This window comes from Pseudomonas sp. BF-R-19, from assembly GCF_019956445.1.
In the GTDB taxonomy this organism is placed as follows: Bacteria; Pseudomonadota; Gammaproteobacteria; order Pseudomonadales; family Pseudomonadaceae; genus Aquipseudomonas; species Aquipseudomonas fluorescens_BH.
This window is the reverse complement of record NZ_JAHBDN010000063.1, coordinates 39,835-49,881: the sequence shown is the minus strand read 5'-3', so window position 1 is coordinate 49,881 and position 10,047 is coordinate 39,835. Positions and strand designations below refer to the sequence as shown.

Sequence of the window (10,047 nt, the reverse complement as noted above, 5' to 3'; positions counted from 1 at the left end):
CGGCGCGGTGTTGAAATACTTCCTGGCCCTGGAAGAAGGCATCAATCGCTTGCCCGGCTTCACGCCGGAGTTGCAGGGCGTGTACCTGAAGCAGGAAGGCGGGCGTACCCGGGCGTATGGGTACGTGCTCAAGGCCTGATGCTGCACGGGTCAGAAGTGCCCAACCTACAAGGTTCATGTGGTCAAGCAGTAAGCATTAGCCCCTGTCCGGCCGCGTGTTGCACGTCGCCGGACCCAGGTTCAAAACCCTGCAAAAAAGCAAGGAGTTTGCGATGGCTGATTCAAGCAAGAAAATGGGCCTGATGGGGCTCACGACGCTGGTAACGGTCAACATGATGGGCTCTGGCATCATCATGTTGCCCACCAACATGGCTCAACTGGGTGCCGTCTCGCTGCTGTCATGGATCTTCACCGCGATCGGCTCGATGGCCATCGCCTACTGCTTTGCTCAGTGTGGCGTTTTCTGCTCGCGCTCAGGCGGCTTGTCCGCCTACACCGAAGAAGCTCATTCGAAGTCGGGTTTTTTCCTCTGCTCGTACCTGTACTTCCTGTCCCTGGCCATCGCCAACGTGGCCGTGGCCATTTCGGCGGTGGGCTACATGACCGCCTTCGTGCCCTGGCTGGGCACGGGTGCGATTCCACTGTGCGTCGGCACGATCGGGCTGATCTGGCTGACCACCTTCGCCAACTTCGGTGGCCCTGGCATCACCGGCAAGATCGGTGCGTTCACGGTGTGGGGCGTGATCATTCCGGTCGCGGGCCTGAGCATCATCGGCTGGTTCTGGTTCAAGCCCGATGTACTGGCCGCCGCCTGGAATCCGCACAGCGTGGCGATCTCCGAAGCCATTGGCAAAGCCATACCCCTGACCCTGTGGGCCTTCCTGGGCATGGAGTCGGCGGCCCAGGCCACCGATGCCGTGGAAGACCCCAAGCGCAACGTGCCGCTGGCCTGCCTGTTCGGCACCCTGGGGGCCGCCGTGGTCTATGTGCTGTCGACCACTGTCATCCAGGGCATCATTCCTAACGCGGAACTGGCCAAATCCTCGGCGCCCTTCGCATTGGTCTACGCCACGATTTTCAGCCCGATGGTCGGCAATATCGTCATGGCCCTGGCGGTCATGGCCTGTGTCGGCTCGCTGCTGGGCTGGCAATTTACCCTGGCGCAAACCGCGAAGATGACGGCTGACCAGAACCTGTTCCTCAAGCTGTTCAGCAAGGTCAACTCCATGAATGCGCCCGTCATCGGCATGATTGTCTGCGGCGTGCTGCAGACCCTCATGGCCCTGTCGACCATCTCGCCCGATGCCGCCGCCCAGTTCAGCAAGCTGGTCAGCCTGGCAGCGGTCACCAACCTCATCCCCTATATCACTGCGCTGACGGGCCTGCTGGTGATCATGCACAAGGCCGGGGTCTCGTCGGCCATATACTCGCGTAACCTGGTGGTCTTGCTGATTGCCATAACGTACTCCTTGTACGCCCTGTATGCCTGCGGCAAGGATGCAGTGATGGGCGGCACCCTGGTGCTCGCTGTCGGCTACCTGCTCTATGGATTCCTCGCCAAGCGCTTCACCGAAGCGCCAGCGGCCAACCAGGCCAGGGTCGCAAACCCTTAGGCGTGGCCAACAGGACTGCACAGACATCTGCATACGGGGAAACCGGACATGAACGTACCATTTGCCACAACCACCAGACTGTTGCTGGCCTTCGCACTCTCGACGCTGCCGCTAGTGGCCGGCGCCAACACCCTTGAGCGGGTGCGCAGCAGCCACACCTTGACCTTGGGATACCTGCCTGACCTGGCCCCTTTCAGCAAGCAGGACGGCGACAAGGCCAGCGGTTATGCCATCGACCTGTGCCTGAAAGTCGCCGACAAGCTCAAGAGCGAACTGGGTCTGCCCGACCTGCAAGTGCGCTACCAGCCCGTCAAGATTTCGGACGAGGTCAACGCCGTGAGTCAGGGTAAAGTCGATATTCTCTGCACGCCGACACCGCCCACCCTGGAACGGCGCAAGATGATCAGTTACTCCATACCGATCTACACCGCCGGCCTCTCGGTCGTGGTGCGCAACGATGCTGGCGAACCGCTGCTCAATGTGCTCAATGGCAAGGTCGCCAATACCGGCCCGACCTGGCGTGCCAGCATCAACAACGGTCTGGCCAACCAAACCTACGCGACTCTGGAGGGGGGCGTGACCGAAGACTGGATTCGCGAACAGATGCGCCTGCTCAACGTGATCGCTTCGCTGGTGACCGTGGCCAACAACGACGAGGGCGTCAAGCTGGTCGCCGAGGGCAAGGCCGATGCCTTCTTCTCCGAACGCATGCTGCTGCGCAACGAAGTCGCCAAGGAGGGCGCGGCCAAGAACCTGATGCTCCTGGACCGCATCTTCGAGTACTCGCCGGTGGCGATGATCGTGGATCGCAACGACGAAGACTTCCGCTTGCTGGTCGATATGGCCCTGAGTGAAGCCTATTACTCGGGCTTCATAGAAAAGGCCTACGACCAATACCTGGGCGGAACCAACGCTACCGTGAAAAAACTGTTCCGGGTGTATGCGTTGCCTTAGTGGCATCGTGCAAACCTGTGGCGAGGGAGCTTGCTCCCTCGCCACGGGTGATTTAATTGGCTCGAGCCAGCGTCAATTCGCCAGGACCATGGCGAAGTAGCCGAGGACCGTCAGCAGGATTCCTGAGACCTCTGTCACTGAACAACAGCAGAAAACTCAGTCCACAGCATTTATCAATCAGGTTGACGAGCCTCCTCAAGGGGACCTGCTACAGTCATTCAGAGTTTGTTCAAGGCAAAACCTGCAGCTAAGTAGCAATCTACTCAGGAGCTTTGTTATGCGAATCGTCGCGGCCGCTGTGTGCACACTCCTATTCTCCCTGGCTTTGCCATCAATCTCGTTTGCCGGTTCCAATTGCGATGATGCGGGCAGTGCAAGTGATGTCAGAAACTGCTTGAAAAACAGCAATGATCAAAAAGGGCAAGGCAATTGCAATGACAATGGCAATTGCGGCAAAGCCAAGGACAAGGCCAAAAATAATGATGATGACGATTACTCGGTCAGTTGCATGGAGATCAATAACCTTGTCCTGCGTCGTCAGTGTCTTGATAAGCGCAGAGATTGAATGTCGGGATCGCACCAGCTGATCAGCCAGGAATGACTGTCGGCACTGCATCAGCATCACCCTGATCGTGACTGTGCGAGCGACCACATCCAGACGCTCAAAACCGCGAGCAACACGAAGGCGAGCTCGCTTGGCCACAGGGGCATGGGATGCCCATCAATGAGAACCTCGGGGCGAATAATCAGGCGCCCCAGTTGCGCCAAGGCCATCAGTGCGTAGACGGTGCCGGCCACTCGCAGCCCAATGATCCGGGATTTCATGCTGTTCTCCTCAACCTGACTATTAACGTGACAGGCGAGCAAAAGCGTTGTGTTTGCCAGCCCGGTGAACGAAGCCGTGAAGGGGCGGCCAGCCTTGGCGTGCTCCTTTGTAAACATGGCCCTCGGAAAACACTAAACTACGAAACGCCCGCTGAACGATTTAGCCGATCTATTGCATCGACCGGTTGAATCCACACCTCATAACGGACATTCGATACCGAGTGAGTATCCCTTGATCACTCCAGTTCGTTATCTAGCACTCGCCACCGCTACTGTTTCGCAGCGAGAAATTACTCGGAGCTACTCCATACCAGCGCTTGAATGCCTGGGAAAAGCTCGACAGGTCGCTGAAACCCAGGCGCTCGGCAATCTCGCTGAGGCTCAAGCGTTTGTCGTTGAGCATCTCGATGGCGCTGCGGCTGCGGGCCTCGGCCAGCAAAGCACGGAAGGTGGTGCCTTCATCGTGCAGGCGGCGCTTGAGGGTGCGAGTGCTGACGTGGATCAGGCGGGCCATGGCGCAAAGGTCCGGTGGCGTGGTGTCGGCACTGGTCAGGTAGTGCTGGACCAGCGCCGTCATGCCGGAACGGGCGATTCGCCGTTGCATCAACTGTGTGCACATCTGCTCGCACATGCTTACTGTGACGGCGTTGGCTTGTGGCAAGGGGCGCGTCAGGAATGAGCGATCAAAGGCAAGGCTGTTGCTGCTGGCTGCGTAGGCAGGCGCCAGCCCCAATAAACGGTCGTTATCGCACTCGTGAGCTGGACCGGCACGTAACGTGAAGCGCGACAGCGAAAAGTCATCGCCCCCCAGTTCCTTGAGCAACAGCGCCCCCGCTGCCATGTCCCGGGCCAACAGAAAATCGCGCAGGTCGGGTGCCAACCCGGGCGTGGCGAAAGTCAGCACACCTTCACTGCCTTGCTCTTCATAGGTCACCACGGTGAATGCGTAGGTCAGCGGCAAAAAGCTCAGTGCCAGGGCTAGTGCATCCCCGGTGGTCGCGCTGCTGATCAGGCCGTAACCAAACAGGCCATAGGTCGAGAAGTGATAGCGCGCACCGACTTCGAAGCCAAGCCCCGGAGGATGACCGAGCAACTGCAACAGATTGCCGGTCACCCGCAGTTCCTGATCGGCAGTCAGCTCCAGATTCGGGTCGGCCAGTTGCGCTGCCGTCAGCCCCGAGCCGGCCAGTATCGCGCTGGCCGCCAAGCCTTTTTCGACGCCGAACTGCACCAGCAACAAGGCGCTGGCCGGGCCACGCAGAAAATCCCGAAAGCTCATACCCATGTGCCTGTGGCGAAAGTTTGGCCCGAATAATAAAGCAATTGTCCCATTCCAGCATTCGGTTCTTTATCAATGGCCGTCACCATCCTTTACGCACGGTTCGTCGTTTAACCAACCATAAAAGGCCGTTGCGGCACCTGGCGAAAACCAGGAGGCGCAATTGTGTGTTTTCGGGTAACCCCGCAAATCTCGCACTGCCTTGCACAAGGGAGAACAACAATGAAAAAGACCTTCGATTACATCGTAGTGGGCGGCGGTTCCGGTGGTTGTGTGGTGGCCGGTCGGCTGAGCGAAGATCCGGACGTCAGTGTTTGCTTGCTGGAGGCCGGTGGCGGCGGGCAGTCCAGCCTGGTCAATATCCCCGCAGCGATGGTGGCAATGGTGCCGACTTCGGTGAATAACTGGGCCTTCGACACCGTCCCGCAGATGGCGCTGGAAGGGCGCAAGGGCTACCAGCCACGGGGCAAGGCACTGGGTGGCTCCTCAGCGATCAACGCCATGATCTACGTGCGGGGTCATCAATGGGACTACGACCATTGGGCCGCCCTGGGCAATAGCGGTTGGGCATTCAAGGATGTCTTGCCGTACTTCCGTCGCAGTGAGCACAACGAGCGCATCGACAACGTCTTGCACGGGCGGGGCGGGCCGTTATGGGTCAGCGATTTACGTTCGGACAATCCATTCCAGCAACGCTTTCTGCAGGCGGCCCGCGAGACCGGTTTGCCGCTCAACGACGACTTCAACGGTGAAGAACAGGAAGGCGTTGGCATCTATCAAGTCACGCAAAAGCACGGTGAGCGTTGCAGTGCGGCGCGCGCATATCTGTTGCCGTATGTGGGGGTGCGCAACAACCTGACCGTCGAAACCCGGGCCCAGGTGCAACGGATCCTGTTCGAAGGCACTCGCGCCGTGGCTGTCGAGGTGCTGCAAAACGGTCAGCTACGCACCCTGCGTGCCAAGCGGGAAGTCATCCTCGCCGCCGGGGCCTTCCAGACCCCGCAACTGTTGATGTTGTCGGGCGTGGGGCCGAAAGAACAACTGCAACGCCATGGCATCCCGCTCTTGCAGGACCTGCCGGGTGTCGGGCAGAACCTGCAAGACCATCCGGATTTCGTTTTCGTCTACAAGACCTCAAGCCTGGATGCCATGGGCGTTTCATTCGCCGGCAGTACCAGAATGCTCAAGGAAGCCGGCCGTTTTCGTCGGGAACGTCGAGGCATGCTGACCTCGAATTTTGCCGAGGGCGGAGCGTTTCTCAAGACGCTCGAAGGGCTGGATAAACCGGATATTCAATTGCATTTTGTTGTCGCCCCGGTCGAGGACCATGCGCGCAAGTTGCGCCTGGGTCATGGGTTGTCGTGCCACGTTTGCCTGTTGCGTCCGCGCAGTCGCGGAACCGTATCTCTGGCCAGCAAAGACCCGCAAGCGGCACCGTTGATTGATCCGGCGTTTCTTCAGGACCCGCAGGACCTGGAAGACATGGTCGCGGCATTCAGACTGACACGCCGATTGATGCAGGCACCGGCGCTGACCAACTGGATCACCCGCGACCTGTACACCGAAGGGGTCGACACCGACGAGCAGATCCGCACCGTACTGCGTCGTCGTACCGACAGTGTTTATCACCCGGTGGGCACTTGCCGCATGGGCGATGACCCACTGGCCGTGGTCGACGCGCAACTTCGCGTACACGGTCTGCAAGGACTGCGAATCGTCGACGCATCGGTGATGCCGACCCTGATCGGCGGCAACACCAACGCACCGACCATCATGATCGCCGAGAAAGCCGTTGACCTTATTCGCGGCATTCAGCGGGTGTGTTCGTCCGCCTGGTCTGAAACCCCAGCCACCACTAAAAACAACAACGGGGCACCTTATGTCGTTGCATGAAGTTGAAACCGGTCGCCAGTCGGCAACAGCCTTGAGCGCCATCATCATCGGCAGCGGTTTTGCCGGTATCGGCATGGCCGTTGCCTTGCAAAAGGCCGGTGTGAAGGACTTTGTGATCCTGGAGAAGAAACAGGACGTCGGCGGTGTCTGGCGGGACAACAGTTACCCCGGCGCCGCGTGCGACGTACCTTCGCACCTGTATTCGTTTTCGTTTGAGCCGAACCCGGACTGGAGCAGGGTGTTCGCGCCCCAGGTAGAGATTCACACCTATCTGCGGCATTGCGCCGACAAGTACGGACTGGACAAGCACATTCGTTTCGGCGCCGAAGTGGTGTGCGCCGAGTTCGATGAACGCACGTCGCTGTGGCACGTGACTCAACAGGATGGCAGCGTCCTGAGTGCATCGCTGTTGATCAGTGGCACCGGTCAGTTGAGTCGCCCGGCGTTCCCGAAACTGGCGGGTATGCAAACCTTCAAGGGGCACGTGTTCCACTCGGCGACCTGGGACCACAGCTATTCGCTGGCAGGCAAACGCGTGGCGGTAGTCGGCACCGGTGCATCGGCCATACAGTTCGTGCCCGCGATTGCCGGGACTGTCGGGCACATGAAAGTGTTCCAGCGCTCGCCCGCGTACCTGATGCCTCGACCTGATCGGGCTTACTCCGAGCGGATAAAATCATTGCTGCGCAACCTGCCCTGGACGATGACTGCGTACCGCGCTTCGATATACATGCGCTACGAGTCCCGGGCACTGGCGTTCACCCGATTCAAGGGTTTGATGAAGTGGGCCGTGGGCGTTCCGTTCCGTCGACTGCTGTCCGAGCAAGTGCCGGACCCGGTACTGCGCAACAAACTGACTCCGGATTATCCGTACGGCTGCAAGCGTATCCTGCTGTCCAGCGAATACCTCAAGACCATGAGCCGGTCCAACGTGGAGTTGGTGACCGACAGCATTGCGCGAGTCACTGAAAGCGGCATTGAAACTGTTGACGGCCAGTTGCATGAAGTCGATGCGATCATCTACGGCACCGGGTTCGCGGCCACCGAGTTTCTGTCGCCGATGCGTATCGTCGGGCGCAATGGCGTGGACCTTAACCATGCCTGGCGCGATGGCACCCGCGCGTATCTGGGGCTGACGGTTGCGCAATTCCCCAATTTCTTCATGTTGTATGGGCCCAACACCAACCTGGGCCACAACTCGATTGTCTACATGCTGGAAAGTCAGATCGCCCACGTCATGCGCTGTTGGCGCACGATGAAGGGCACCGGTGCCAACACCGTGGAAGTCGACTCAAGCGTGTATGAGCGCTTCCATGGGCAGGTCCAGCAACGCCTGGCCAACACGGTGTGGAACGGCTGCAAGAGCTGGTATGTGGATGACGCTGGCAACAACAGCACCAACTGGCCGGGTTTCACCTTGAGCTATCGCTGGTTGACGCGGTTTTCCGGGTTGCATGCATACCGCTTCACACGCGAGTTTGAAGGCGGCACGACCGTTGGCGAATCCCGCGACTGGCCGGAAAAATTGAGCGCCGGATTCCTGAGGTTTTTTTTGCGCACCACGTTCCGCTCGCTGATCGGGCCGGGGTTGGCTGCGCCAGCGCAGAGAAAGGTCGTGAGCCTATTGTCCACGTTGATGCCTGGCACTGGCGGCGTGATTCGTTATCGCCAACAGGCCAACGGCGTGCCGGTGCAGGTGGTCGCACCGATGCAGGGTGAAAACGGCGGGGTCATTCTGTACCTGCATGGCGGGGCGTTCTGCCTTGGCTCGCCGGGTACGCATTGGAGCATCACCAGCCGCTTGGCCAGGGCCTCGGGGATGTCGGTGTGGGTAGCTGATTATCGCCTGGCGCCAGAACATCCTTGCCCGGCGGCATTGGACGATGCGCTGGCCTGCTATCAGGCACTCCGGGCTCAGGGGTATGCCGCTGACCGAGTCTTCCTCGCCGGTGATTCGGCGGGCGCCGCGCTGGTGTTGGCTCTGGCGCTCAAGCTGCGTGATCTTCACCCGCATTTCGCCGCCGGCATGCTCCTGATGTCGCCAGTGGCTGACGAAAGCCTGAGCGGTGCTTCCATGACCTCGCGGGTCGAACAGGATCCGATGATCCGGCGCGGCTGGCTGGAGCAAGGGCTGCGCTGGTATGCCGGTACGCAGGTGATGGACAATCCGCTTGAGGTGGATCTGCAAGGGCTGCCGCCGATGTTGATCCAGGTCGGGGACCATGAGCTGCTGTTGTCTGACGCCACCCGATTGGCCGAGCATGCGCTTGACAGCGGGGTGAATTGCCGCCTGGAAGTGTATGCCGCACGTTGGCACGTGTTCCAGTTACAAGCCTTCTACCTGCATTCGGCGGCCAAGGCGTTGAAGACCCTCGGCGCATTTGCCCGGGAGCAACTGGCACGCACGAAGCCTGATATGGCGTAAAGCCAGGAGGACAAAAGCCCACCATCCTCTGAGAGGGTGCTGGGCTTTTGTTCAGCGCCTGGCCTGCCGGGCGCTGTGATCACACAGTTGGGCAATTCGCGTGATCTGTTATGCCGTGGATCTGTTCGGTGGAGGTGCGGGTGCGTTGTCGCTAAAGGTGAGCGCGACCAACGGATCGGAAAATGCTTTCGGATGCTCGGCCAGGGTGCGCTCAATGGCTCTGCGATGTCGGGACTCGATCAGGTACCAGGCAGTCAAATAAATTTGAAATGCACGGCGATGCTCGACAGAATCGCGCCCCTGTCTGGCCAAAGGTGTCGGACGTTCGTGGTGAAAAGGGGCAGCAGTTGAACGAGCAGACTATGTCCATGCGCCTGGAGCGCGTGGCGGCGCATGTGCCAGCCGGTGCGCGCCTGGCCGATATTGGCTCGGATCACGGCTACCTGCCGGTGGCGTTGATGCGCCGTGGCGCCATCGTCGCGGCGGTGGCCGGCGAGGTGGCCTTGACGCCGTTCCACTCGGCCGAACGCACTGTGCGCGAAAACGGCCTGGACCGGCAGATCACCGTGCGCCTGGCCAATGGCCTGGCGGCGATCGAGCCAGGAGACGGGATCACGGCGATCAGCATCTGCGGGATGGGCGGCGAAACGATCCGCGACATCCTCGACAGCGGCAAGGCATGCCTGAGCGGTCAGGAACGCCTGATCCTGCAGCCCAACGGCGGCGAGCAGCCACTGCGTCAATGGCTGATGGAAAATGGCTACCGCATCCTCTGCGAGGAAGTGCTGCGGGAAAACCGCTTCGACTACGAAATCATCGTCGCCGAGCGCGCCGGGCCGGTGGAGTACACCGCCGAGGAGCTGTACTTCGGCCCGTTGCAGATGCAGACGCGCAGCCCGGCGTTCCTGGTCAAGTGGCAGCGCAAGCTGCGCCAGAAGCAGAAGACCCTGGCCCAATTAGCCCGGGCGCAGCAAGCCGTGCCCGAGGCGAAAGTGCAGGACATCGCGCGCCAGGCCCGGTGGATCAGCGAACTGCTGGCTTGAGCACCGTCCCGGCTC

Annotated in this window: 9 protein-coding genes; 6 read left to right on the top strand and 3 right to left on the bottom strand. The window is 60.2% G+C overall.

Annotated elements, in window-relative coordinates:
* From KGB28_RS18595 to KGB28_RS18585, 3 genes are all read left to right on the top strand, one after another.
* A partial coding sequence (locus tag KGB28_RS18595; RefSeq protein ID WP_223446960.1) for a hypothetical protein occupies positions 1–139 on the top strand: 139 nt, incomplete at its 5' end.
* A gap of 133 nt (positions 140–272) precedes the next feature.
* Positions 273–1,613: a putrescine-ornithine antiporter gene (gene potE, locus KGB28_RS18590; RefSeq protein WP_223446948.1), complete on the top strand. Its 1,341-nt coding sequence runs from the start codon at positions 273–275 to the stop codon at positions 1,611–1,613.
* A 48-nt stretch (positions 1,614–1,661) separates the two neighbouring features.
* Positions 1,662–2,567, top strand: a complete 906-nt coding sequence (locus KGB28_RS18585) for an amino acid ABC transporter substrate-binding protein (protein WP_223446946.1) — start codon at positions 1,662–1,664, stop codon at positions 2,565–2,567.
* 331 nt (positions 2,568–2,898) lie between these two features.
* On the opposite strand, the gene KGB28_RS18580 is transcribed toward KGB28_RS18585, so the two are convergent.
* The 3 genes from KGB28_RS18580 to KGB28_RS18570 all read right to left on the bottom strand — a co-directional run bounded on the left by KGB28_RS18580 (position 2,899) and on the right by KGB28_RS18570 (position 4,671).
* Positions 2,899–3,189: a hypothetical protein gene (locus KGB28_RS18580; protein WP_223446944.1), complete on the bottom strand. Its 291-nt coding sequence runs from the start codon at positions 3,187–3,189 to the stop codon at positions 2,899–2,901.
* Entirely contained in the window at positions 3,189–3,392 is a 204-nt protein-coding gene (locus tag KGB28_RS18575) for a hypothetical protein (RefSeq protein WP_223446942.1), read from the bottom strand. Before KGB28_RS18575 ends, KGB28_RS18580 begins: the two co-directional genes overlap by 1 nt.
* Positions 3,393–3,645: 253 nt before the next feature.
* Positions 3,646–4,671: an AraC family transcriptional regulator gene (locus tag KGB28_RS18570; RefSeq protein WP_223446940.1), complete on the bottom strand. Its 1,026-nt coding sequence runs from the start codon at positions 4,669–4,671 to the stop codon at positions 3,646–3,648.
* Positions 4,672–4,893: 222 nt separating this feature from the next.
* Here KGB28_RS18570 and KGB28_RS18565 point away from each other — a divergent pair, with 222 nt between their 5' ends.
* The 3 genes from KGB28_RS18565 (at position 4,894) to KGB28_RS18555 (ending at position 10,032) form a co-directional block, all read left to right on the top strand.
* The gene (locus tag KGB28_RS18565) at positions 4,894–6,564 is read left to right on the top strand and encodes a GMC family oxidoreductase (RefSeq protein WP_223446938.1); all 1,671 of its coding nucleotides are present in this window, start codon (positions 4,894–4,896) and stop codon (positions 6,562–6,564) included.
* Positions 6,551–8,989: a flavin-containing monooxygenase gene (locus KGB28_RS18560; protein WP_223446936.1), complete on the top strand. Its 2,439-nt coding sequence runs from the start codon at positions 6,551–6,553 to the stop codon at positions 8,987–8,989. The genes KGB28_RS18565 and KGB28_RS18560 overlap by 14 nt, the downstream gene beginning before the upstream one ends.
* 347 nt (positions 8,990–9,336) lie before the next feature.
* Complete coding sequence (locus tag KGB28_RS18555; protein ID WP_317853311.1) at positions 9,337–10,032, top strand: tRNA (adenine(22)-N(1))-methyltransferase; 696 nt, start codon at positions 9,337–9,339, stop codon at positions 10,030–10,032.
* Positions 10,033–10,047 lie beyond the last annotated feature (15 nt).